Source organism: Nguyenibacter vanlangensis (genome assembly GCF_038719015.1).
GTDB lineage: Bacteria > Pseudomonadota > Alphaproteobacteria > Acetobacterales > Acetobacteraceae > Gluconacetobacter > Gluconacetobacter vanlangensis.
In genome coordinates this window covers 3,332,432-3,356,509 of sequence record NZ_CP152276.1, presented here as the reverse complement: position 1 = coordinate 3,356,509, position 24,078 = coordinate 3,332,432, and the positions used below count along the sequence as shown (strand labels likewise).

The 24,078-nt window shown below is 71.1% G+C and carries 23 protein-coding genes and 1 tRNA gene; 20 read left to right on the top strand and 4 right to left on the bottom strand.

Going from position 1 to position 24,078, the window contains the following annotated elements; genetic code table 11:
• The first annotated feature begins 19 nt into the window (after positions 1 to 19).
• Both AAC691_RS15745 and AAC691_RS15740 read left to right on the top strand, forming a co-directional pair.
• Positions 20 to 982, top strand: coding sequence for an Hsp33 family molecular chaperone HslO (locus AAC691_RS15745; protein WP_342627602.1), 963 nt, complete (start codon positions 20 to 22; stop codon positions 980 to 982).
• 67 nt (positions 983 to 1,049) lie between these two features.
• Entirely contained in the window at positions 1,050 to 2,084 is a 1,035-nt protein-coding gene (locus AAC691_RS15740) for a hypothetical protein (RefSeq protein WP_342627601.1), read from the top strand.
• A 19-nt stretch (positions 2,085 to 2,103) separates the two neighbouring features.
• Here the strand turns inward: AAC691_RS15740 and AAC691_RS15735 are convergent, their stop codons facing one another.
• Positions 2,104 to 4,173, bottom strand: coding sequence for a thioredoxin family protein (locus AAC691_RS15735; protein WP_342630244.1), 2,070 nt, complete (start codon positions 4,171 to 4,173; stop codon positions 2,104 to 2,106).
• A gap of 156 nt (positions 4,174 to 4,329) precedes the next feature.
• On the opposite strand from AAC691_RS15735, the gene hrpB reads away from it, so the two are divergent.
• The 6 genes from hrpB to AAC691_RS15705 all read left to right on the top strand — a co-directional run bounded on the left by hrpB (position 4,330) and on the right by AAC691_RS15705 (position 11,654).
• Entirely contained in the window at positions 4,330 to 6,891 is a 2,562-nt protein-coding gene (gene hrpB / locus AAC691_RS15730) for an ATP-dependent helicase HrpB (protein ID WP_342627600.1), read from the top strand.
• A 168-nt stretch (positions 6,892 to 7,059) separates the two neighbouring features.
• A complete protein-coding gene (locus tag AAC691_RS15725; RefSeq protein ID WP_342627599.1) occupies positions 7,060 to 8,220 on the top strand; it encodes a trypsin-like peptidase domain-containing protein in 1,161 nt (386 codons plus the stop codon).
• A gap of 104 nt (positions 8,221 to 8,324) precedes the next feature.
• On the top strand, positions 8,325 to 9,005 hold the full coding sequence (locus AAC691_RS15720; RefSeq protein WP_342627598.1) for a response regulator transcription factor: 681 nt from the start codon (positions 8,325 to 8,327) through the stop codon (positions 9,003 to 9,005).
• 20 nt (positions 9,006 to 9,025) lie between these two features.
• A complete protein-coding gene (locus AAC691_RS15715) occupies positions 9,026 to 10,576 on the top strand; it encodes a HAMP domain-containing sensor histidine kinase (protein WP_342627597.1) in 1,551 nt (516 codons plus the stop codon).
• Positions 10,573 to 10,947: a hypothetical protein gene (locus AAC691_RS15710; RefSeq protein ID WP_342627596.1), complete on the top strand. Its 375-nt coding sequence runs from the start codon at positions 10,573 to 10,575 to the stop codon at positions 10,945 to 10,947. Before AAC691_RS15715 ends, AAC691_RS15710 begins: the two co-directional genes overlap by 4 nt.
• A complete protein-coding gene (locus AAC691_RS15705; RefSeq protein WP_342627595.1) occupies positions 10,944 to 11,654 on the top strand; it encodes an SIMPL domain-containing protein in 711 nt (236 codons plus the stop codon). The genes AAC691_RS15710 and AAC691_RS15705 overlap by 4 nt, the downstream gene beginning before the upstream one ends.
• Positions 11,655 to 11,732: 78 nt before the next feature.
• Here the strand turns inward: AAC691_RS15705 and infC are convergent, their stop codons facing one another.
• The 3 genes from infC to AAC691_RS15690 form a co-directional block, all read right to left on the bottom strand.
• Positions 11,733 to 12,254 (bottom strand): translation initiation factor IF-3, encoded by a 522-nt coding sequence (infC, locus tag AAC691_RS15700; protein WP_176640712.1) that lies wholly within the window; start codon positions 12,252 to 12,254, stop codon positions 11,733 to 11,735.
• 267 nt (positions 12,255 to 12,521) lie between these two features.
• Positions 12,522 to 14,465: a threonine--tRNA ligase gene (thrS, locus tag AAC691_RS15695; RefSeq protein ID WP_342627594.1), complete on the bottom strand. Its 1,944-nt coding sequence runs from the start codon at positions 14,463 to 14,465 to the stop codon at positions 12,522 to 12,524.
• 56 nt (positions 14,466 to 14,521) lie between these two features.
• The gene (locus tag AAC691_RS15690; RefSeq protein ID WP_342627593.1) at positions 14,522 to 15,424 is read right to left on the bottom strand and encodes a glycosyltransferase family 9 protein; all 903 of its coding nucleotides are present in this window, start codon (positions 15,422 to 15,424) and stop codon (positions 14,522 to 14,524) included.
• Positions 15,425 to 15,750: 326 nt separating this feature from the next.
• On the opposite strand from AAC691_RS15690, the gene AAC691_RS15685 reads away from it, so the two are divergent.
• The 12 genes from AAC691_RS15685 (at position 15,751) to AAC691_RS15630 (ending at position 24,018) form a co-directional block, all read left to right on the top strand.
• On the top strand, positions 15,751 to 16,998 hold the full coding sequence (locus tag AAC691_RS15685; protein WP_342627592.1) for a glycosyltransferase family 4 protein: 1,248 nt from the start codon (positions 15,751 to 15,753) through the stop codon (positions 16,996 to 16,998).
• Positions 16,988 to 17,239, top strand: a complete 252-nt coding sequence (locus AAC691_RS15680) for a hypothetical protein (protein ID WP_342627591.1) — start codon at positions 16,988 to 16,990, stop codon at positions 17,237 to 17,239. The genes AAC691_RS15685 and AAC691_RS15680 overlap by 11 nt, the downstream gene beginning before the upstream one ends.
• Positions 17,236 to 17,433, top strand: coding sequence for a hypothetical protein (locus tag AAC691_RS15675; RefSeq protein ID WP_342627590.1), 198 nt, complete (start codon positions 17,236 to 17,238; stop codon positions 17,431 to 17,433). The genes AAC691_RS15680 and AAC691_RS15675 overlap by 4 nt, the downstream gene beginning before the upstream one ends.
• Before the next feature lie 84 nt (positions 17,434 to 17,517).
• Positions 17,518 to 18,072 carry a dCTP deaminase gene (dcd, locus tag AAC691_RS15670; protein ID WP_342627589.1) on the top strand — a complete coding sequence of 185 codons (555 nt, stop codon included), beginning with the start codon at positions 17,518 to 17,520 and terminating at the stop codon, positions 18,070 to 18,072.
• Between the two features lie 12 nt (positions 18,073 to 18,084).
• Positions 18,085 to 19,347: a UDP-N-acetylglucosamine 1-carboxyvinyltransferase gene (murA, locus tag AAC691_RS15665; protein WP_323989128.1), complete on the top strand. Its 1,263-nt coding sequence runs from the start codon at positions 18,085 to 18,087 to the stop codon at positions 19,345 to 19,347.
• A gap of 162 nt (positions 19,348 to 19,509) precedes the next feature.
• Positions 19,510 to 20,235, top strand: a complete 726-nt coding sequence (gene hisG, locus AAC691_RS15660) for an ATP phosphoribosyltransferase (RefSeq protein WP_342627588.1) — start codon at positions 19,510 to 19,512, stop codon at positions 20,233 to 20,235.
• Entirely contained in the window at positions 20,232 to 21,545 is a 1,314-nt protein-coding gene (gene hisD / locus AAC691_RS15655; RefSeq protein WP_342627587.1) for a histidinol dehydrogenase, read from the top strand. Before hisG ends, hisD begins: the two co-directional genes overlap by 4 nt.
• 138 nt (positions 21,546 to 21,683) lie before the next feature.
• The gene (gene infA, locus AAC691_RS15650) at positions 21,684 to 21,902 is read left to right on the top strand and encodes a translation initiation factor IF-1 (protein WP_003622234.1); all 219 of its coding nucleotides are present in this window, start codon (positions 21,684 to 21,686) and stop codon (positions 21,900 to 21,902) included.
• A 16-nt stretch (positions 21,903 to 21,918) separates the two neighbouring features.
• On the top strand, positions 21,919 to 22,557 hold the full coding sequence (locus tag AAC691_RS15645) for a Maf family protein (RefSeq protein ID WP_342627586.1): 639 nt from the start codon (positions 21,919 to 21,921) through the stop codon (positions 22,555 to 22,557).
• Positions 22,554 to 23,681, top strand: coding sequence for a ribonuclease E/G (locus AAC691_RS15640; protein ID WP_342627585.1), 1,128 nt, complete (start codon positions 22,554 to 22,556; stop codon positions 23,679 to 23,681). Before AAC691_RS15645 ends, AAC691_RS15640 begins: the two co-directional genes overlap by 4 nt.
• The gene (locus AAC691_RS15635; protein ID WP_342627584.1) at positions 23,674 to 23,883 is read left to right on the top strand and encodes a DNA gyrase inhibitor YacG; all 210 of its coding nucleotides are present in this window, start codon (positions 23,674 to 23,676) and stop codon (positions 23,881 to 23,883) included. Before AAC691_RS15640 ends, AAC691_RS15635 begins: the two co-directional genes overlap by 8 nt.
• A 59-nt stretch (positions 23,884 to 23,942) precedes the next feature.
• Positions 23,943 to 24,018 (top strand) — tRNA-Phe (locus tag AAC691_RS15630).
• Positions 24,019 to 24,078: the final 60 nt, after the last annotated feature.

Here is a 24,078-nt window from a genome sequence, read left to right as displayed (position 1 = left end):
CCCCATTTCTGGACATGGTATGATCGACACGCCCGCCTTTCTCGACACGCACCGGCCCGACGTGCCGGACCTGGTGGTTCCCCAGGGAGTCACGCCCTTCTATCTTGCCGGCCGGCCGGTGCGCGGGCGGCTGGTCCGGGTGGGGGCGCTGACCGATGCGCTGCTGGCCCGGCACGACCACCCGGAGATCGTCCTGCGCCTGGCGGGCGAGGCGCTGGCGCTGGTCGGCGGGCTGGCCTCGGCGCTGAAATTCCAGGGCTCCTTCTCGCTGCAGGCGCGTGGCGACGGCCCGGTCTCGTTCCTGGTGGCCGATTGCACGCATGCCGGCGCGCTGCGCTTCCATGCCCGGTCCGACGCGCAGCGGATCGCGGCATTGGCTGCGTCCGACCCGGATGCTGACGCCTCGCGGCTGCTGGGACGCGGCTATCTGGCCTTTACCGTCGACCAGGGACCCGACACCGACATCCACCAGGGGATCGTCGAGATCCGCGGAGCATCGCTGTCGGACATGGCCGGTCATTATTTCGAAACCAGCGAGCAGCATGATTGCTGGATCCGCCTGGCCTGCGCGCGCACTTCGGCCGGCTGGCGGGCATCGGCGCTGATCCTGGAGCGCATCGCCACCGAAGGGGGGCTGGCCGCCCGAACGACGCCCGACGACGACCCGGCGGAAAGCTGGGCGACCGCCACCACCCTGGCGGAAACGGTGACCGAGGCGGAATTGCTGGACGATGCGCTGGCGCCCGAGGCCCTGCTCTATCGCCTGTTCCATTCCGAGGATGTCTGCGCCGACCGCCCCCGGGCGCTGGCCTTCGGCTGCCGGTGCAGCCGGGCGCGGCTGTCGGGAATCCTGGAGACGTTCTCGACCGACGACCTGGACCACATGGCCGAGAATGGAACGATCAGCATGAGCTGCGAGTTCTGCAATCTCAGCTTCCATTTCAGCCGGGCCGAGATCGGCGGGGCGTCCGCGACGGATTGACCAGCCGGGCCGGGGGCGGCACGTTCCCCCTACGTCCCCGTCGCGCCTTACGTTGGAGAGGTCATCCATGCGCCCGTCCCGCCGGACTGCCCGGTTGCCCATGCTGCTGCTGCTTGCATGCCCGTTGCTGCCACTGGCAGCGTGCGAGGAGGCGCCACCGACCAGCTTCGCACCGCTGCGCTATGATTACCTGTCGGTACTGCGCCTGAACGTAGCGTCGATCAGCACCGTCGATAACGGCGTGCCGGGGTCGGTGCCCGGCGACATCTCGGCCAATGCTCCCACGCCGCCCGACCAGGCGCTGCTGCGCATGGCGGCCGACCGGCTGATGCCGGCAGGCAGCACGGGCAGCGCGGTGTTCACCATCGATCGCGCGTCGATCCTGCACCTGCCGGGCGGTTCGCTGGAAGGCGAGATGGACGTGCATCTGGATATCGTCTCGGCCAACGGCCAACGCACCGGCTATGCCGAGGCCCATGTCCGACGTGACTTCTCCGCCGGATCGGGGGACAGCGACGGCAACGGCAACGCGGACTCGCCGGCCCATCTGTACGACCTGACGAAGCAGATGATGAAGGACATGAATATCGAACTGGAGTTCCAGGTCCGCCACCATCTGGCGGACTGGCTGGTCGATACGGCGGGTGCCGGGCCCGGCGCCATCCAGCAGCAATCGCTGGGCATGCCCGGCGCCACGCCCGAGCCGGCGCCCTATGGCGCGCCGGTCATGCCCTCGGCGCCCGTTCCGGCCGGCCCGATTCCGGCGGTCCCTGCCCCGGGTGCGGCTGTTCCGGGTGCGGCTGTTCCGGGTGCGGCTCTTCCGACTGCTGCTGTCCCGGCCTCGGCGGCGCCTGCCGTGGCTGCCCCGCCCATGACGGCCCCTGCCGTCGCGCCTGCGCGCGCACCTGCTCCCCGGCCCCGGCCGGCGCCGCCGGTCAGTGCCGGGCCCGATGCGATCTTCCCGACCGGCATGCCCGGCGGTGCCGCGGCGGCCGCGCCCTCGACGCCTCCGGCGCCGCACGTCCTCTCGCCGCAGCCCGGCTATCTGACCCTGCCGCCCGGAACGACGGGCCAGCCGAGCCAGCCCGGCGGCGGATACTGAACCGGGCAGGGCCACCCGGTCAGGATTTCAGCGCATCCAGGACCAGCCCGGTCGTGAGGATCTGCGGCAGGGCGCGGCCCGGTCCGTGGCCGGGCGGGAAATAGATATAGAACGGCACGCCCGCACGCCCATGCGCCTGCAGAAAGGCGCCGATCGCGGTGTCGCGGTTGGTCCAGTCACCCTTCATGTATACGACCTGCCGGGTGCGGAAAGCGTCCTGCACCGGGGTCGATGACAGGGCCACCCGTTCGTTCACCAGGCACGAAATGCACCAGGCCGCCGTCATGTCGACGAAGACCGGCCGCCCCTGGGCCCGCAACGCCGCCAGGTGCGCGGCCGAGAACGGCTCGGCCCCGTCGGTGCCGGCAAGGCCCTGCGCCGCGCCCACCGGCCCGGCCCGATTCAGCCCGGGCAGCAGCGCCAGGGCCACCGCCAGCGCCGCCAGGGCGACTGCCCGGCACAGCCGGACTCGCCGCGCAGGTCCGTCGCGCATCGTCATACCTTGTGCCAGGCCGGTCAGCCAGGCCGCCAGGCCCACCAGCACCAACCCGCTGCCCAGCGCCGCCACCGCACCGGCACCCTGCTGCAGCGCCAGCACCCAGGCCAGCCACACGCAGGTCCCCAGCACCGGAAAGGCCAGCGCCTGGCGCAGGACATCCATCCAGGCGCCGGGGCGCGGCAGGTGACGTGCCAGGCCCGGCACGCCGGCCAGCAGCACATAAGGCGCGGCCAGACCGGCCCCCATGGCGACGAACACCGCCATCGCCAGGACCGGCGACGCCGCCAGCGCGCCGGCCACCGCCACCCCCATGAAGGGTGCGGTGCAGGGCGTGGCCACCAGTACCGCCAGCAGGCCGGTCATCGCATCACCCAGATAGCCGGCGCGCGAGACCGGGCCGCCCCCCAGCGCCGCCACGGCATTGCCCATGCCGAATACGCCCAGCAGATTCAACGCCACCGCGAACAGCAGCCAGCACACTGCCGTCACGAAGGCCGCCGACTGGAACTGAAACCCCCAGCCCGCCGCCGCACCGGCCGCGCGCAGGGTCAGGGTCACCCCGCCCAGCAGCACGAATGCCCCGATCACCCCGGCGGCATAGGACCCGGCCCCGGCCAGCCTGACCGATGCGCCGCTGCCGGCCAGGCGGGTCAGCGCCATCGCCTTCATCACCAGGACGGGAAACACGCAGGGCATCAGGTTCAGGATCAGGCCGCCGGCGAAGGCCAGAAGCAGAATATGGGCCGTGCCTTGGCCCGCCGCCGTGTCCGCCGGGGCGGTGGACGAAACGGTGGGCGATACGGCGGCCGCAGGCGCGAAGCCGGCCGACACCGCCAGGCCGCGCTCTTCGCCCGCCGGGTCCTTCAGCACCACGATTCCGTCCAGGGTCGGAGCCTTGCGGAACGAATCGGCGGGTTTCAGCGCCAGGGTCAGCCGGCCTTCCTGCACGGACAGGGCCTGGGCCGCGTCCTGGTCGATCGCTCCCTCGGTCTGCGGCAGGAACCACGCGTCGCGCACCGCGTCCGGGGTCAGGCCCTGGCCGGTCAAGGTCAGCACGCCGTCGGGCGCAATGGTCGCGGCGAAGGGCGAGGGCACAGGCCGGGCCGCGGCGGCCCGGGCAAAGAGTGGCGCCTGGTCGGACGGCGCAGGATCGCCGACCGGCAGGGTCAGGGTGAAGCTGCCTTTTTCCGGCACGCAGACGCTGGCGCAGACCAGCCATTCGGCAGTGGCGCGCAGGACCATCGGCCCGTCGCCCGCTCCCGCGGGCTGCAAGACGGCCGGCAGAAGCACGTCGCCGATATAGGCATAGGACATCAGCGGCCCGTCGCTGATCCGCCGCGGGGTGGGCCAGGCGATGGCGCCTGACCGGCCGGTGGCGCCGCCTTCGGCCGCGACGTCCAAGGTCGGGGCCTCACCCGCGTCGCCGGGATTGAGCCAGTAGGTGTGCCAGCCCGGTTGCAAGCGCAGATGCAGCCCGACATGCAGGGGCATGCCGGGCCGGTAGCGGTCGGTATCCGTCACCAGAGTGGCGCTGTCACGCGGCGTGGTCAGCGCGGCGCTTTCCGCCGCTCCGGCATGGGCGGGCGGCATGGCCGGCACCAGCAGGCACAGCAGGGCCGGCAACCATCGGCGCAGGCGGGCGGAGAGGGATGAAGACCGGGCAGGGACCACGAAACGAGGCTCCGGAAGACTGGGCGGCGGGAGGCGGCGATTGCCGGTTCCAGGCCGCGGACGCATAAACAGGATATGGAATCTGACCGCGACCTGCAAAATCCCGTCCCGACGCTGGCCGACCTGCCAAGCGACCTGCCGGTGGCCGCGATCCTGCCAGCCCTGCGCGCCAGCCTGGCCGAGCGCCCTGGCGCCGTGCTGGTCGCGCCACCGGGGGCCGGCAAGACCACGACCGTGCCGCTGGCCCTGATGGACGCCCCCTGGCGCGGCGATGGCCGCATCCTGATGCTGGAGCCGCGCCGCCTGGCCGCCCGCGCGGCGGCCCAGCGCATGAGCAGCCTGCTGGGCGAGGAGGTCGGCGGGCTGGTAGGCTATCGCACCCGGCTTGACGCCGCAATTTCGGCCCGCACGCGCATCGAGGTGGTGACCGAGGGGCTGATGGTCCGCCGCCTGCTGGCCGATCCGACGCTGGACGGCGTCTCCTGCGTGATCCTGGACGAGATCCACGAACGGTCGCTGGACGCTGATACCGCATTGTCCTTCTGTCTGGACGTGCAGCGCAGCCTGCGGCCGGATCTGCGCCTGGTGGCGATGTCGGCGACCATGGACGGGGCCGCGCTGTCGGCGCTGATGGACGCGCCGCTGATCGAAAGCGCGGGGCGGATGTTCCCGGTCGAGATCCGCCACGCGCCACGCGACCTGACCCGCCTGCGCGACCTGCCCGAGGCGATGGCCCGCGCCATCCGCGCCGCGCTGGCCGAGCATGCGGGCGATATCCTTGCCTTCCTGCCAGGAGTGGGCGAGATCCGTCGGACCCAGGCGGCGCTGGCCGGCGCACCGGCCACCATCCTGCCGCTGTACGGCGAAATGCCGCCGGGCGAGCAGGATCGCGTGCTGCGGCCTCAACCCGATGCGGGCCGGCGGGTGATCCTGGCAACCTCGATCGCGGAGACGTCGCTGACCGTGCCGGGCGTGCGGGTGGTGGTCGATGGCGGCTACCGGCGCAGCCCGCGCCTGGACCCCGGCACCGGCCTGCCGCGGCTGGATACGGTGCGGATTTCCCGCGCCGCGGCGGCGCAGCGTGCCGGACGCGCCGGGCGCGAAGGGCCGGGCGTGGCGCTGCGGCTGTGGAGCGAGGCGACCGGCCGCGGCATGGCGCCGCATGACCGGCCCGAGATTCTGGATGCCGAACTGACCGGGCTGCGGCTGGACAGCGCCGCCTGGCAGGCCGCCATGGGCACAACGCCCGAGGAACTGCCGCTGCCCGACGCCCCGCCCAATGGCGCGTTCGAGGCCGCGCGCGGCGTGCTGGCCGCTCTGGGCGCCCTGGACGAGGACGGGCGCATCACGCCCGAGGGCGAGCGCATGGCCGCACTGGGGGCGCACCCGCGGCTGGCGGCGATGATGCTGGCGGCCACGACCGAAGCCGAGGCCGCGCTGGCCGCCGACATCGCCGCCCTGCTGGAGGAACGCGACCCGCTGCGCCCGCGCGCGGCCCCGAACGCGCGGCCGGGCGGCGCAGGCGTGCCACCGATTCCGCCCGCCGATATCGCCCTGCGGCTGGATCTGATTGCCGGCGGCGATCATGCCGACGCCGATCGTGCGGCGCTGGCCCGGATCCGCCAGGCGGCCGGCCAGTACCGGCGCCGGCTGGGGCTGCGCGGCGGCATTACGGCGGCCGGCGACGCCGCCTCGCTGCTGGCAGCGGCTTTCCCCGACCGGATTGCGCAGCGGCGCGGCGAGCCGGGCAGTTTTCGCCTGTCGGGCGGCGGCGGCGCGCGGCTGGGCAGGGCCGACCGGCTGGCCGATGCCGGCCTGCTGGCGGTGGCGACCCTGCATGTCCGCACGGCAGCCGAAATCCGCATGGCGGCCCGGCTGGACCCCGACAATCTGCCCCCTTCCATCCGCCGCCGCGCCACCGAGCAGGTGGAGACGACGCTGGACCCGGCGACCGGATCGGTCCTGGCGCGGCGCCGGCTGCGCCTGGGGGCGCTGGTGCTGCGCGACCGCACGGTCGCGGCCTCGCCCGACGATGTCGCGGCATTGCTGCTGCGCCAGGTGACCGATCGGCTGGACACCAGCCTGGGCTGGACCCCGGCGGCGCGGCAATTCCAGGCCCGCGTGGCGCTGGCCCGCGCCCTGCCAGGGCACGCGGAGCTGCCGAACCTGTCGGATGCCGCCCTGGCGGCGGAGGCTGGAGACTGGCTGGCCCCGTGGTTGACCGGCCTGACTCGCCTGTCCGAGGTCGCGGCGCTGGACGTGCTGGCCATGCTGCGCGGACGGGTGGAGTACGGCGCTCTGACCTGGCTGGACAAGGCGCTGCCGACGCATCTGGATTTACCGGGCGGTCGGGTGCCGGTCGATTATACCCAGCCCGTGCCCACCGCGTCGGCGCGGGCACAGACCTTCTACGGCCTGCGGGAGACGCCCCGCCTGGCCGACGGGCTGGTCAAGCTGCAGATCGCGCTCCTGTCGCCCGCCGGCCGGCCGCAGGCGATCACCGCCGACCTGGCGGGGTTCTGGACCGGGGGGTGGGCCGCCATGCGTCGCGACATGCGCGGGCGCTACCCCCGCCATGACTGGCCCGAGGATCCGGCGCAGGCCAGCCCGCCAGCCCGCCGGGCCGGCCGGTCCTGACGCATGCCATGCCTGATCGGGGGGCCAGTCTGGGCGTCCGATCCGGGCGCCCAAATCCGGACGCCCAAACCCGGACGCCATGACGCCGCCGCCATCTTGCGCTATCGTCACGCCATCGTCGCCGTGCTTTCCCTGCGCCCGGCGCGCCACGAACAGGATCACGTGCCCATGCGGCGGATGGTAAGCCGGCCTTTTCCCCGCCTCGCGCCCGGCTTGCCGCGCCGCCTGCCCCTCGCTCTGGCGGCCTGCGCGGTGCTGGCGGGCTCGCCCCGCCACGCGGATGCGCAGGCGGCGGAGACAGTGTTCGCCCCGCCGGCCCCTCCGCTGGTCGTCTCCGGCCCGCTGACTTTCGCGCCGTTGGTCCGCCAGGTCGTGCCGGCGGTGGTCAATATCGCCGTTACCCAGGGCACCGACACCCAGAGCGCCAACGACCAGCAGAAACGCCAGCCCGTGCCCCCCGGGGTGAAGGGCACGCCCTTCGAGCGGCGCTTCCGCGACCGGATGCGCGCGCGCGGCGAGGAAATGCTGGGGGCCGGGTCGGGCTTCATCATCGACCCCAGCGGCGTGATCGTCACCAACAACCATGTGGTGGGCGAGGCCGACCACATCACCGTCTCGCTGGCCGACGGCAGCGAATATCCCGCGAAGCTGCTGGGCAGCGACGACCTGACCGATATCGCGGTGATCAAGATCCAGGCCCCGCATCCGCTGCCCTTCGTCACCTGGGGCGACAGCCGGCAGATCAATGTCGGCGATTGGGTCATGGCGGCGGGCAATCCGTTCGGGCTGGGATCGTCCGTGACGGCGGGCATCGTCTCGGCGCGCGGGCGCGATATCGGCGCCAGCCCGTTCGACGATTTCCTGCAACTGGACGCGCCGATCAATCCGGGCAATTCCGGGGGGCCGTCCTTCAATCTCAGCGGCCAGGTGGTGGCGCTGAATACCGCCATCGTGTCGCCCACCGGCGGGTCGGTGGGGATCGGGTTCGGCATTCCGTCCGAGATCGTCGCGCCGATCGTCGCCGAACTGCGGCGCAGCGGGCATATCGATCGCGGCTGGCTGGGCGTGACACTGGCCGACGGCGATGGGCATGACGGGGTGCGCATCACCGATATCGACCGCGATGGACCGGCCCGCCGCGCCAGATTGCGGACCGGCGACATCGTGCTGAGCGTGGGGGATGAGCCGATGGACAGTTCCCGTACCCTGATCCGCACCATCGCCGCCGAACATCCGGGTTCGACCGTCCAGTTGCGCATCCAGCGCCATGGCGCGGTGCTAACGATGCCGGTCGTTGTCGGGCACCGTCCCGAGGACATGGACGATTGACGCCCTGGCGGCGGCCCGGACAACTGCTTTGGCCTGCTGCTCTGGCCAGTGCGCCACGGCGCGACGTAAGATAGGCCGGAAACAAGAAACGGGAGCCGGACCGCATGCATATTCTGGTCGTCGAGGATGATCCGACGGTACGCAACTTCGTGGCCAAAGGCCTGCGCGAGGCCGGACATCTGGTCGAACCGGTCGATAACGGCAAGGACGGGCTGTTCCTGGCCGTCAGCGAGAATTTCGACCTGATCATCCTGGACCGCATGTTGCCGGGCGGCATCGACGGGCTGCGGCTGCTGGAGACGATCCGCGCGCAGAACAACAGCACGCCGGTCCTGCTGCTGTCGGCGCTGGCCGACGTGGACGACCGGGTTCAGGGGCTGAAGGCCGGCGGCGACGATTACCTGACCAAGCCCTTCGCCTTCAGCGAGCTGCTGGCGCGGGTCGAGGCGCTGTCGCGGCGCGGGCGCAGCGACAACGTGCCGCAAACGCGCCTGGTCGTCGCGGATCTCGAGGTCGACCTGCTGTCGCGCACCGTCCGGCGGGGCGGCCAGCGGATCGACCTGCAGCCGCGCGAATTCCGCCTGCTGGAATATCTGATGCGCCATGCCGGGCAGGTGGTCACCCGCACCATGTTGCTGGAAGGCGTATGGGATTACCATTTCGACCCGCAGACCAATGTGATCGACGTGCATGTATCGCGCCTGCGCCAGAAGGTGGACAAGCCGTTCGACACGCCGCTGATCCACACGATCCGCAACGCTGGCTACATGCTGCGGGCGGAATAGGAACGGGGGCGGCGCCGGCCATGCAGCCCGAGGGCGAGGACAGAGGACGGGGCGGGCGCCGGCGCTTCAGGCTGCCGCGCTCGGCCAGCCTGCGTTTTTCGCTGGGCTATGGCGTGCTGTTCGCCCTGTCGTCGATCCTGTTCATGTCCTTCATCTGGTGGGGGACGATCGGCTTTCTGGAACGGCAGGTGGAAACCGCCATCAATGCCGATGCGCGGGCGCTGAGCCAGCGCTGGGCCGAAGGCGGCCTGCCCACGCTGGCGCTGACGATCGACGACCGGCTGGAACAGAACCTGGACGACGACGCAATCTATCTGATGGTCGGCCCGACCGGGAACAGGCTGGCGGGCAACCTGTCGGAATGGCCGGCCCAGGTGGTCCGCACCGACCAATGGTATTCGCTGAAGGTCACGCGGGCCGGCATGCGCGACACGGCGGAAGTGCGGGCCTTCGCGCTGCCGGGCGGGTTCCGCCTGCTGGTCGGACGCGACGTCCGCGCCCGCGCGGTGCTGCGGCGGCTGCTGACCGACTCGCTGCTCTGGGCCTGGATGATGGTGACCCTGCTGGCGATCAGCGGCGCCGTGCTGGTTCATGGCATGTTCCGCCGCATGATCAAGTCGATTGCCCAGACCAGCTCGGCGATCGCGCGTGGCGACCTGTCGCGCCGCATGCCCCTGGTGGGCAACGGGGATGAACTGGACCAGGTCGCCGAGGCGATCAACGAGATGCTGGACCGCATCGTCCGGCTGATGGATGGCGTACGCCAGGTCTCCAACGCCATCGCCCATGATCTGCGCACGCCGATCACCCGCGCCCGCACCCAGTTGGAGGACGCGGCCCTGCATGCCGGCAGCGCGGCCGAACTGCGGCTGGCGATCGAGCGGGCAGTCGGCAACCTGGACAATGTCACTGCGGTGTTCGAGGCGCTGCTGCGCATCGCGCAGATCGAGGCCGGATCGCGCCGGTCGGCCTTCGCCCCCTTCGACCTGGTACCGCTGCTGACCGATATCGGCGATCTGTACGAGGCGGTGGCCGAGGAAAAGCAGATCCGCCTGGCGCTGCGCCTGCCGTCCTGCCTGCCTTTCTACGGCGATAAGGCGCTGATGCAGCAGGCGGTGGCCAACCTGCTGGACAATGCCATCAAATTCTCGCCTGCCGGCGGGACGGTGACGCTGGCTGCGGCCACCGGGCCGGCCTTGCCGGGGCTGACAATGCTCGCGCCGGGCGCCAGCGCGGTCTCGATCGCGGTGACGGACGAGGGTATCGGCATGGACGAGGCCGACCTGGCCCGCGCGTCCGAACGCTTCTTCCGCGCCGAAGCGGCGCGCCATACCCCGGGCGCGGGGCTGGGCCTGTCGCTGGTACAGGCGATCGTACAACTGCATGGCGGCGTGCTGCGCCTGCGCGCGCAGCAACCGGGGCTGTCGGTCCGCATGATCCTGCCGGTCGCGCGGCAGGCGCAGCCGCAGGCCCGCGCGGCCGCGCCCATTCCCATTCCACCCGCCCCGCGGGCGCAGCATCCCGCGGTCGTGACGGAGACTTCACAATCACCCCACGAGCGCGACAGATGACCCCTTCTAGGCTGCGCCATATGAACGCACCGTCTCTTGTCATCCCGGCCCTGCTGGCCGCAAGCCTGTGCGTCTGCGCCTTCGCGCCCGCGCCGGACGATGCATCGCCCCGGCCGGGCGAGGATCGGGGGCAGGATTCGGGCCCGGAGGCGGGCTCTGATTCCGGGCGCCCGGTCGTGATCACCAGCGACAGCCGCGCCTTCTGCGATCGGCTGGTGACCGTCATCGATGCCTATGGACCGCCCTTGACGCGCGAGGTGAGCGAGTTGCGCATCCATGGCGCGTTGCTGTGCCGCGAGGGCAGGGTCCGGTCGGGTATCATCGATTTGCGCCGCGCCCTGATGGTATTGAAGGAAGACAATCATTCATGACCGCCACCGCCATGACCCGTCTGATCCCGGTGGCCGTGCTTTTGCTGGCCGGCCCGGTGGCCGGGGCGCGGGCGCAGGACGCCGCCGGCCGGCAGGGCACGGCCGACACCGAACTGACCCTGACCGGCGCGGGAACCGTCCATGCGGCGCCTGACCGGCTGACCGCCACCCTGTTTGCCGAAAGCAACGGCGCCACGCCCGCCGCCGTGCAGGGCCGGGTCAACAGCGTGATCCGTCAGGCCGTGGACGCGGCCAACGCTGCCGGCGGGCTGACCATCGTCACCGATTCCTATGTCGTGCAGCATGACGAAGCGGCCAGGCCAGCCCAGTGGACGGCGCGGCAGGTCATCCGTCTGACGGGCGCGGACGGTACGGCGCTGCTGACCCTGGTGGGCCAGTTGCAGGCGCGCGGGCTGGGCCTGTCGGGGCTGGACTGGTCGCTGTCGCCCGAGCGGCGCAGCGCCCTGACGCAGCAGGCCGAGGCCGAAGCCCTGCGCGACGTGCGCCGCCGGGCCGAGGCCGCGGCCAAGGTGCTGGGCATGACGATGGGGCCGATCCGCACCATCGCGTTGCAGGACCAGGGCACGTCCCGCCCGATGCCCATGATGATGATGATGGCCGCCCGCGCGTCCATGCCCCCCACCGCCCCGCTCGAGGAGCAGACGGTGACGGCCGCCGCCACCGCGACGATCATGCTGCGCCCGTAGCACGACCCGTGGGCTATCCAATAAAAAAAGCCCGAACCTTCCGTCCGGGCTTTTTTTATTAGGGTCGTCCGGCGCGGATCAGCGCGGCGAGAGGACCATGATCATCTGGCGGTTTTCCAGCTTGGGCATCTGCTCGACCTTCGCCTGCTCGTCCATTTCCGAGCGGATCCGCTCCAGCACCTTGATACCCAGGTCCTGGTGGGCCATCTCGCGCCCGCGGAAGCGCAGCGTCACCTTGACCTTGTCGCCCTCGCCGATGAACGAGCGCATGGCGCGCATCTTCACCTGGTAGTCGTTCTCATCGATATTCGGCCGAACCTTGACCTCCTTGATCTCGATGACCTTCTGCTTCTTGCGGGCCTCGTTACGCTTCTTCTGCTGTTCGTATTTGAACTTGCCGTAATCGAGGATCTTGGCCACCGGCGGTTCGGCGTTCGGGCTGATTTCCAGCAGGTCGAGGCCGACGGCATAGGCGCGCGCCAGCGCCTCGCGCGTGGGCATCACCCCCAGCATCTCGCCATCCGCGTCGATCAGACGCACCTGCGGGACACGGATTTCTTCGTTGACGCGTGGGCCCTCGCGGTTAGGCGGAGTGGGCATCGGAGGTCTGGCTATGGTCGGCTCCTGTGTTCTTTTTCGCGTCCGGACAACGCGCATTCCCCACCGATGCCCAGGGGCATGGGGTCGGAACTGCGCGATACACCTCCGGATACGCCGTTATGTGGCGCAAAGCACCTATCCAGATCAAGCATTCTCGTCGCATGAAGGCTGAAGCCAGCCATGCGTCCCGGGCAGAAGAAACGCCCGGCCATACCGCCAGCACATGGGCGCCGCCATCGGCCAGGGGGATGGCCAGGGCTGACGAAATCAGACGGCTGCCTGACGCGCCCGGCGCAAATCGGGGGGCAGGGCTTCCTCCGCCAGGGCATCGACGGCCTCATGCAGGGGGACGACCTGCTGCGCTGCGCCGCCCAGGCGGCGAATGGCCACCGTGCCGTCCTCGGCCTCCTTGCGGCCGACGACCAGGATGATCGGCACGCGCGCCAGGCTGTGCTCGCGGATCTTGGCGTTGATCTTCTCGTTGCGGATGTCGGTCTCGACCGCCAGCCCCGCCTGCTTCAGCGCGTGGGCCACCTGTTCGGCATAGGGGGCGGCGTCGGTGACGATCGACGCCACCACCACCTGGACCGGCGCCAGCCACAGCGGGAAGCGGCCGGCATGCTGTTCGATCAGGATCCCCAGGAACCGTTCGAACGACCCGAGGATCGCGCGGTGCAGCATGACGGGCCGATGGCGGGCGCTGTCCTCGCCGATATAGGACGCGTCCAGCCGCTCCGGCAGCACGTAATCCACCTGCAGCGTGCCGCACTGCCAGTCGCGGCCGATGGCGTCGCGCAGGACGAATTCCAGCTTGGGGCCGTAGAACGCGCCCTCGCCCGGATTGCGCTCGTAATCGATCCCGGCCAGGCGGCAGGCTTCGACCAGGGCGGCCTCGGCGCGGTCCCAGCTTTCCTCGGTGCCTGCGCGCTGCTCGGGCCGGTCGGCGAACTTCACCCGGAAGCTCTCGAAGCCCAGATCGGCATAGACTTCGGCCAGCATCCGCACGAAACGCGCGGTCTCGGGCGCGATCTGCGCCTCGGTGCAGAAGATGTGCCCATCATCCTGGGTAAAGGAGCGCACGCGCATGATGCCGTGCAGCGCGCCCGAGGGCTCGTAACGGTGGCAGGCGCCGAATTCGGCCATGCGCAGCGGCAGCTCGCGATAGGAACGCAGGCCGTGGCGGAAGATCTGCACATGGCAGGGGCAGTTCATCGGCTTGAGGGCGAGGGTCTTGTCCTCGTCCTCGACCGTCGCGATGAACATGTGCTCGCGATATTTGTCCCAATGGCCCGAGGCCTCCCACAACGCGCGGTCGACCAGTTGCGGCGTGCGCACTTCCTCATATCCCTCGCGGGTCTGGGCGCGGCGCATATAATCCTGCAAGGCCGTATAGAGGCGCCAGCCCTTGGCATGCCAGAAGATCGAGCCCACCGCCTCTTCCTGGATATGGAACAGGTCCATCTCGCGCCCGATGCGGCGATGGTCGCGGCGCTCGGCTTCCTCGATCTGGTGCAGGTAGGCGTCCAGTTCCTTCTGGTCGCGCCAGGCGGTGCCGTAGATGCGCGTCAGCATCGGGTTGCGGTGATCGCCGCGCCAATAGGCGCCCGCGACCTTCATCAGGCGGAAGGCCGTGCCGACATCGCCGGTGCCGCGCAGATGCGGACCACGGCACAGATCCAGCCATTCGCCCTGGCGGTAGATCGAGATCGGCTCGCTTTCGGGCAGGTCGCGGATCAGCTCGGCCTTGAAGCGCTCGCCCCTGGCCTCGAAGAAGCGGATGGCCTCGTCGCGCGGCCAGACCTCGCGCACGAAGGGCGCGTTGGCGGCCACGATCTCGCGCATGCGTGCTTCGATCGCGGGGAAATCCTCGGGGGTGAAAGGCTCGTTGCGATAGAAATCGTAATAGAAGCCGTTCTCGATCGACGGGCCGATGGTCACCTGCGTGCCCGGCCACAGCGACTGCACGGCCTCGGCCAGCACATGGGCGGTGTCGTGGCGGATCATCTCCAGCGCCGCCTCGTCCTTGCGCGTGATGAAGCGCACCGCGGCATCGTCGGCGATTTCGCGCGACAGGTCGACCAGCCTGCCGTCCAGCTCCATCGCCAGGGCGGCACGGGCCAGCCCTGGACCGATGGCCGCCGCCACCGTAGTGCCCGTCACCGGACCGTCAAAGCGGCGAACGGATCCGTCAGGCAGGGTGATGGCAGGCATGGTGTCGATGCTCCGGACTGGAAAGTCGTGCGTGAAGGGAAGTCGCTGTAATGGCGTCAGCCGAGCGACGCCGCAACCCTATCCACACTCAGAGTGGCCAGATCGTCAACGCGGATGACCCGCACCTGCCCCGGCACGCGGCCCAGCGGCGCGGTCAGGGACGGGTCGCTGTCGCGGGAAAACAGCACGGTCGCGGGGCAGCCCATCGCCGCGGCCAGATGCATGGGGCCGGTATCGTTGCCGACCGCCAGCACGGCCCGCGCCGCCAGCCCCGCCAGGTCGGCCAGGCCGGTCCGGCCCGTCAGGTCGCGCGCCGCCGGGCAGGCCCGACGAATGGCGGCGGCCAGCGGGGCCTCGGCCGCCGTGCCGGCCACGACGGGCAGCAATCCCCTGTCCAGCAGGTGGCCGGCCAGGGCGCCGAACCGTTCGGCCGGCCAGCGCTTGGCCGGGCGGTGCGGCGCGGCGCCCGGCACCAGCAGGGCATAAGGCTGCGGCAGGACCGGGCCGCCCCCGGCCAGCCACGACAGGTCGGCATCCGGGACCTGGGCGATGCCAGCGCGGCGCAACTGGTCGCGCTGGCGGCTGCGGGTGTGCATGGCGTTGCGATGCGGATTGTCGTGCGGCCAGCGCGCGCCGCGGGCGATGCCCGACCAGGGCGGGCGGCCGGCCAGCCGGAAATAGCGCGACGAGCGGCCCGAGGTCTGCAGGTCGTACACCACGTCGTGGCCGCGCAGCGTCCGGCGCAGCGCCAGCATGCCGCGCACATCCCACCAGGAGGGGCGCGCATCGACCGCCACCCGGTCGAACCACGGGGCGGCGCGCATCAGCTCGGCGAAGGGGGCGGTCGTCAGCAGGGTGATGGCGGCGTCGGGATGATGGGCGCGGATGGCCGCGAACGGTGCGAAAGCCTGGACCAGATCGCCCAGCGCACCCAGCTTGATCACGAGAACGCGCGTCATGCGCCCTGGTTAATCCAGAACGTGCCGCATGGAAACAGCGCCGGGCAAAACATGGGAAAACATGGAGATGCCGGCGCCGCCCCGCGAGGCGGAATCTGGTCCGTCACGATCGGAGGCGACGCCGGAAAGAGGGAGACAGCGTTCGTGCCGCCCGTCTTCATGGAGGTTTCCGTAGTCTTCTTGGTTCTTCTTGTTCTTCTGTCTTCTTGGGGGTGCGACCACCCCATGCGTGCTCTGTAGCACATCATGGCAGGACGTCCATGTTACACGGTCACATATGACGCGAACGTGACGCGGTTCGCGCGTTCATGCTAAGCGGTCGGGCCATGGAATCCCCCGCGCCCTGTCCCGTCATCCTGCAGATTTTGCCCGCGCTGGATGCCGGGGGGATCGAACAGGGCACCGTCGAGATGGCGGACGCCATCGTTCGCGGCGGCGGGGTGGCGCTGGTGGCGTGCGCGGCGGGGCGGATGCTGCCGCGCCTGCGCCATGCGGGCGGGACGCATGTGCCGCTGGACCTGCGGACCAAGAACCCGCTGCGGATCCTGGCCAATGCCCGGCGGCTGGCCGAGCTGATCCGCGCCCGGGGCGTGCATCTGGTGCATGCGCGCTCTCGCGCGCCGGGGTGGTCGGCCTGGCTGGCCTGCCGGCGGGTCGGCGTGCCGCTGGTGACGACCTGGCACGGCGTGTATCGCGAGAACGTCCCCGGCAAGCGGCGCTATAACGCCGTCATGGCGTCCGGATCGCGGGTCATCGCCATCAGCGCCTATATCGCGCGGCGGCTGGCGCGCGATTACGGCGTGGGGCCGGAGCGGCTGCGCGTCATTCCGCGCGGGGCCGACACGGCGCGCTTCGACCCCGAGGCCGTGCGCGGCCATCGGCTGCAGGCCCTGGCCGAACGCTGGGGCCTGCCTGACGACGCGGCAATCATCATGCTGCCCGGGCGCATCACGCCGTGGAAGGGCCAGGCGCTGCTGCTGGAGGCCCTGGCGCGGATGGAGCGGGCCGGCGGATGCGGGCGGAACTGGGCCTGCGTCTTCGTCGGGCCGGGGCGGCGCGGCGACCGGTTCGGCCGCGACCTGCTGCGCACGGTGCGCGCCAGCCCGGCGCTGCGCGGACGGGTGCATTTCGCCGGCCATTGCGCCGACATGCCCGCGGCCCTGGCCCTGGCCGACCTGGTGGTCGTGCCGTCGCTGCGCCCCGAGCCGTTCGGCCGCGTGGTGGTCGAGGCGCAGGCCATGGGCCGCCCGGTCATCGTCGCCGCCCATGGCGCGGCGATGGAAACCGTCCGGGACGGCGAGACCGGGCTGCTGGTCCCGCCGGGCGATGCCGACGCCCTGGCCCGGGCGATCCGCGACATGCTGACGCTGGCGCCCGAGGCGGAAGCGGCAATGGGAGCCGCCGCGCGCCGGGGGGTGCTGGCGCACTATACCACCCGCGCGATGCAGCAGGCGACGCTGCGGGTCTATGATGAGATACTGGGGTCGCATATGGAGGCATGGTTCGCCGCCCGGACCCCGGCGGACGCCGACATGCCCGAAACCGCGCCGGAGGAATGCGCCGATGTCCACTGACCCGTTTCATGCCGGCCGGTCCGGCGGCCGACCGGGCCGGCACCCGGCGCCGCGCGCGGTATCCTGGGCGCAGACCCTGGCCGTGTTCTGCTTCGGCGCCAGCATCCTGATGGAGCTGGGCCCGTCGGAATGGCACTGGCCGCTCTGGGGCCATGGATGGCCGATCCTGATCCTGGACGGGGTCGGCGCGCTGCTGATGGCCGGCTCGCTGGTGCAGCTGTGGGCGGCGCGGCGGCGATGACCCGACCGGACGACATCCCCCCGGGCGGGACTCGGGACAAGGTCCCGGGCAAGGCCGAGAAGGCCGAGGCCGCGCGGCAGGAGCGCCTGGCGCGCGAGGCCGCGGCTCTGCGCGAGAATCTGCGCCGGCGCAAGCAGCAGTCGCGCGCCCGCGCGGACCTGCCCGCGCCCCGGGCCGAGGACGAAAAGAGCTGATTGCGGAGCGGCCCGGCCTTCGCTAGTGGTCGGGGCTGGTACCGGAGGCGATTCACCCCCTCCACGCGACGGAAGGGAGCAACGATGCCCATCATGCCCGATAGCTGGATTCGACGCATGGCCCAGGAGGTCGGCATGATCGAACCGTTCGTGGAGCGGCAACAGCGCGAGGGCGTGATTTCCTATGGCCTGTCGTCCTATGGCTATGACGCGCGGGTGGCGTCGGAATTCAAGATCTTCACCGACGTCGACAACGCCCTGGTCGATCCCAAGAATTTCGCGGCCAACAGCTTCGTCACGCGCGAGGGGCCGGCATGCATCATTCCGCCCAACAGCTTCGCGCTGGCGCACACGGTGGAATATTTCCGCATTCCGCGCGACACGCTGGTCGTCTGCCTGGGCAAGTCGACCTATGCCCGCTGCGGCATCATCGTGAACGTCACGCCGCTGGAACCGGAATGGGAAGGCCAGGTGACGATCGAGATCAGCAACACCACCCCCCTGCCGGCGCGCATCTATGCCAATGAGGGGATCTGCCAGTTCCTGTTCTTCCAGGGCGCGTCGCCCTGCGAGGTCAGCTATGCGGACCGTGCCGGCAAGTATATGGGCCAGCGCGGCGTCGCCACCCCCCGGATGTAGGAGAGCCGCGGCATGGACCGTTTCATCATTCGCGGCGGCCACCGGCTGCGGGGCGACATCGTCATCGGGGGCGCCAAGAACGCGGCGCTGAAGCTGCTGGTCGCGGGGCTGCTGACCTCGGACCGGCTGATGCTGCGCAACGTGCCGCGCATCGCCGACATCGCGACCATGCGCCGCCTGCTGGAACAGCACGGGCTGACGGTCGAGGACGTCGAGGGCGACGGGTCCACCCTGGCGGTCGGCGGCAGCATCACCAGCACGGTGGCGCCGTACGACATCGTGTCGCAGATGCGCGCCTCGATTTTGGTGCTGGGCCCGCTGCTGGCCCGCTGCGGCGAGGCGCGGGTGTCGCTGCCCGGCGGATGCGCCATCGGCACGCGGCCGGTGGACATGCACCTGAAGGGGCTGGAGGCGCTGGGCGCCGAGATCTCGCTGGAAAACGGCTATATCAACGCCCGGGCGCCGCGCGGCCTGGTGGGGGAGCGGATCGTCCTGCCCTTCGCCTCGGTCGGGGCGACCGAGAATCTGCTGATGGCCTCGGCCCTGGCGCGGGGACGGACCGAGATCATCAACGCGGCGCGCGAGCCGGAGATCGCCGACCTGGTCGCCTGCCTGAACAACATGGGCGCGCGCATCACCGGGTCGGGCACCGGCACGCTGACCGTCGAGGGCGTCGAGGCGCTACACGGCACCACCCACCGGGTGATGCCAGACCGGATCGAATGCGGCACCTATGCCTGCGCCGCCGGGATCACGGGTGGGGACCTGCGGCTGGTCGGTGGGCGGATCGAGCATCTGGGCGCCGTGGTGCGCACGCTGGAGGAAGCGGGAGTGGAGGTGCTGCAGGAAGACGACGCGCTGCGCGTGCGCCGGACCGGCGCGCTGCGCGGGGTGGACATCATGACCGAGCCCTATCCCGGCTTTCCCACCGACATGCAGGCGCAGTTCATGGCGCTGCTGTCGGTCGCCGAGGGGGCGTCGATGGTCACCGAGACGATCTTCGAGAACCGCTTCATGCACGTGCCCGAACTGAACCGCATGGGCGCGCGCATCAATGTCCATGGTTCGTCGGCCATCATCCGCGGCGTGCATGCGCTGTCGGGCGCGCCGGTGATGGCGACCGACCTGCGGGCCTCGTTCTCGCTGATCCTGGCGGGCCTGGCCGCGCATGGCGAGACGATCCTCAGCCGGGTCTATCACCTCGATCGCGGCTATGAGGCCGTGGAGCAGAAGCTGGCGCGCTGTGGCGCGCAGATCGCGCGGGTATGCGACTGACATGGCAGGGCCGCGGGGCGGGGCCGCGGCCTCGGCCCTTCCGGCGGGCGGGCGGAATGTGATAAGGCGCAGCGCACATGGCGCCCGCGCCCGGCGGATGGGGCCAGGCCGCCCCGGAAACGTGGCGGCCCCGGGGCGCGTTTCGAAGCTGCTGGAGAGTGCATGACCGCCCCGATCCCGGACACGAAGCTGGTCCTTGCCCTGCCGAAGGGGCGCATCCTGAAGGCCGCGTCCCCGCTGCTGGCCGGCGCCGGCATCCTGCCGGCCGCCGACTGCCTGGACGAGGGCAGCCGCCGGCTGCGCTTTCCGACCAACGACCCGATGCTGGACGTGGTGCGGGTGCGGTCGTTCGACGTCGCGACCTTCGTCGCCTTCGGCGGCGCGCAACTGGGGATCTGCGGCGCCGACGTGCTGATGGAATTCGACTATCCGGAGATCTATGCGCCGCTGGACCTGCGGATCGGCGCGTGCCGCGTGTCGGTCGCGCGCCCCAGGGAGCAGGGCACGGGTGAGCAGGGCACGGGCAAACAGGGCACGGGTGACAACCCGGCCCGCTGGTCGCGGGTGCGGGTGGCCACCAAATATCCCGCGATCACCCGCCGCCATTTCGCCGCGCGCGGCATCAATGCCGACATCGTGCACCTGCATGGCGCGATGGAGCTGGCCCCGGTGCTGGACCTGTCGCAACTGATCGTCGACCTGGTCGATACCGGGTCCACCCTGCGCGCCAACGGGCTGGAGGAGACCGAGACGATCGCCCACGTCACCAGCCGGCTGATCGTCAACCGCACCGCGCTGAAGACCCAGCCCGAGCGCATCGGCGCACTGATCGCCCGGTTCCGCCAGGCGCTGGGCGCGCAGGCCCCGCGTGAGGCCGCCACCGCATGAAACGCCTGGACACCACGCAGCCCGATTTCGACGCCGCCTTCGCCCGCCTGCTGGATGAGCGTGCGGGGGATACCGCCCGGGTGGACGGCCCGGTCAGCGAGATCATCGCCGCCGTGCGCGCCCGGGGGGACGAGGCGCTGTGCGCCTATACCGCGCGCTTCGACCGGATGGCGATCACCCCCGACCGGCTGCGCGTCACCGAGGCCGAGATCGATGCCGCCTGCGCCCGGGTGAGCGACGCGCTGCTGGCGGCGCTGGATGTCGCGGCCGATCGGATCGAGGCGTTTCATCGCGCCCAGATGCCCGCCGACCTGCGCTATACCGACGCGCAGGGGGTCGAGCTGGGCATGCGCTGGACGGCGCTGGACGCGGTGGGGCTGTATGTGCCCGGCGGGACCGCGGCCTATCCGTCCTCGGTGCTGATGAATGCGGTGCCGGCCCGGGTGGCCGGGGTCGCGCGGCTGGCGATGTGCGTGCCCACGCCGGACGGGGTACTGAACCCGCTGGTGCTGGCGGCGGCCCGGCGCGCCGGGGTCAGCGAGATCTATCGCGTGGGGGGCGCGCAGGCCGTGGCCGCCATGGCCTATGGCACGGCGAGCATCCGCCCGGTGGACCGGGTGGTGGGTCCGGGCAATGCCTATGTGGCCGAAGCCAAGCGCCAGGTGTTCGGCCGGGTGGGCATCGACAGCATCGCCGGTCCGTCGGAAGTCGTGGTGGTGGCCGATGCCGGCACCGATCCGCGCATTGTCGCGCTGGACCTGCTGGCCCAGGCGGAGCATGACGCGCTGGCGCAGTCGATCCTGATCACCCAGGACGCGGCCCTGGCCGGGCAGGTGGCGGCGTGCGTCGCGGCCGAGCTGCGCACCCTGCCGCGGGCGGCGATCGCCGGCGCGAGCTGGGACGCGCACGGCGCCATCATCACCGTGCGCGACCTGGACGAGGCCGCGTCGCTGATCGATGCGATCGCGCCCGAGCATCTGGAACTGCTGCTGGAAGACCCCGAGCCGCTTTTCGCCCGGGTGCGGCATGCCGGCGCGGTGTTCCTGGGCCGCCAGTGCGCCGAGGCGATCGGCGATTATGTCGGCGGCCCGAACCACGTGCTGCCGACCAGCCGGACGGCGCGCTTCGCCTCGGGCCTGTCGGTGTTCGATTTCCTGAAGCGCACCACCTTCATCGGCGCGGGGGCCGACGCGCTGCGCCGGATCGGGCCGGCCGCGGTGGCGCTGGCGCGGGCCGAGGGGCTGGACGCGCACGCGCTGAGCGTCTCGGCACGGCTGGACGCAATCGTGACCGGCGTCGACAAAGCTTGACCGCGGCGCCGACAATCCGCACATATCCGCGTGCATTCTCTCTATCGGGCCTCGGGATCGCCTTGCGCGACGATCCCGGCGCTCGGCTTGTCCCTTGTACCGGCCCGGCGCCGGTCAATCAGAAGATCGAAGGACCCGATGTCTAAGGAAGACATGATCGAATTCAGCGGCACGGTCACCGAGCTGCTGCCCAATGCCATGTTCCGCGTCAAGCTGGACAATGAACACATGATCCTGGCCCACACCAGCGGCAAGATGCGCAAGAACCGCATCCGCGTCCTGGCCGGCGACCGGGTGAATGTCGAAATGACGCCGTACGATCTCAGCAAGGGTCGCATCACCTTCCGCTTCAAGTAAGGCGGCGGTACTCCTCTTGTCCGACCCGTTCCCGTCCGATCCGCATTCGTCCGCCCCGCCGCTGCCGGGGCTGGTCCTGGCCTCCGCCTCGCCGCGCCGCCGCGACCTGCTGGCGCAGATCGGATTGCAGCCGCGGCGCATCGTCGCCGCCGGCCTGGACGAAACGCCGCTTGCCGGCGAACTGCCCCGCCTCTATGCCCAGCGCCTGGCGCGCGAGAAGGCCGCCCATGTCGCGGCCGCGCTGGACGAGCCCGCCCTGGTCCTGGGCGCGGATACGGTCGTGGCGCTGGGGCGGCGCATCCTGCCCAAGGCCGAGGACCGCGAGACCGCGCGGCGCTGCCTGACCCTGCTGTCCGGCCGGCGCCATACGGTGCTGACCGCCGTGGCCCTGCGCCCCAGCGCGGCGTGGCCGCAGGGCCGGGCGGCGGAACGGCTGGTGGCCAGCACCGTCAGCTTCGCCCGGCTGACCGAAAGGCAGATCGCGGCGCTGCTGGATGCCGGCGACTGGCACGGCAAGGCCGGGGGCTATGCGATCCAGGGCCATGCGGCGGCTTTTGTCCGGTTCCTGTCGGGCAGCCCGTCCAGCGTGATCGGCCTGCCGCTGTTCGAGGTGGCGCAGTTGCTGCGCGGCCAGAAAGGGGACTGGATCCGGTGACGGCGCAGATCCGGGCCGCCGGCGCGCCGGGCGAGATCCGCCTGGCTGTGACGGACGACGCCGGATTGCGCGATTATGCGCTGTGGCGCCCCGCGCATCCGGACGGGGTGGGCGACATCCATCGCGGCCGCGCCGGGGCGCGCCTGCCGGCGCTGGGGGGCACCTTCATCGACCTTGCGGACGGGCTGAGCGGCTTTCTGCCCGACTCGGCCGCCCCCGGTCCGCTGGCCGAGGGCGACCCGGTGCTGGTGCGCGTTACCCGCGCGGCGCAGGGCGGCAAGGGGGCGCGGCTGGCCGCGTGTTCACCCGGCGACCTGCCGCCGGGCGGCGCGCCGCCCGCCCTGGCCGGGCCGCCCGTCCTGCTGGCGCGCGGCCCGACGCCGCTGGCGGCACTGGCGGCGTCCTGGCCCGACGCGCCGATCCTGGTCGCGGATGCGGCCATCGCCGCGCGTCTGCCGCCCGCGTTGCGGCCGCGCCTGCACCGCGTCGCCCGAGCGTTCGATTCCGAGACCGAGGCCGCCGTCGCGGCGCTGGCCGAGCCGAGCGTCGACCTGCCGGGCGGCATGCGCGCCACCATTACCCCGACCCCTGCCCTGGTGGCGATCGACATGGATGGCGGCGCCGCCAGCACCGACCGGCGCGCCAAGCAGACCGCGCAATTCGCCGCCAACCGCGACGCGTTGCCGGCGTTGCTGCACCAGATCCGGTTGCGCAACCTGTCCGGGGCGATCGTGCTGGATGTCGCGGGGCTGGCGATCCGCAAGCGCCAGGCGCTGCGCGACACGATCGAGGGCGCCCTGGCGCGGGACCCGCTGCGCCCGCGCTTTCTGGGGTTCACCGCGCTGGGCCTGGCGGAAATCCTGCGTCCGCGCGTGGGGCCGCCGCTGCATGAGTTGCTGTCCGGCGCCACGGGCCGCGCCCTGCGCATGCTGGACGAGTGGGCGCGCCAGGCGGCCGGACGGCATGGGACGGCGCCGGCCCTGCGCGTGGGCACCGACCTGGCCCGCGCGCTGGAGGCGAACCCGGACGCCATGGACGATGCCGCGCGCCTGTCCGGCCACCAATTGGCCTGGCGGCTGGACCCGTCCCTGCCACCCCTGGGCTGGAGCCATGACCGTGACTGAACCGACTGCACTGCCCCCCTGCCCGATCTGCGGCCGGCCCGGCGACCCGACATTCCGTCCGTTCTGTTCCCGGCGCTGCGCGGATATCGATCTGGGCCATTGGTTCACCGAACGCTATCGCGTGCCCGACAGCGACGAGGGGTCGCAAATCTTTGACGAAAACGAGTCGAGACGGGTTGATCCCGACGATGAGGTGGGATAGATCACACCCCCACGGCGGACCGGCCCCGGTCGCTTCGCCCCGCCGGACCACGGCCCGGTGCCCAAGTAGCTCAGTTGGTAGAGCATGCGACTGAAAATCGCAGTGTCGGTGGTTCGATTCCGCCCTTGGGCACCATTAAACGAGCAAAATCAATGACTTACGCATCGGTTTGGCGTAGTTTGGTGTAATCACGAT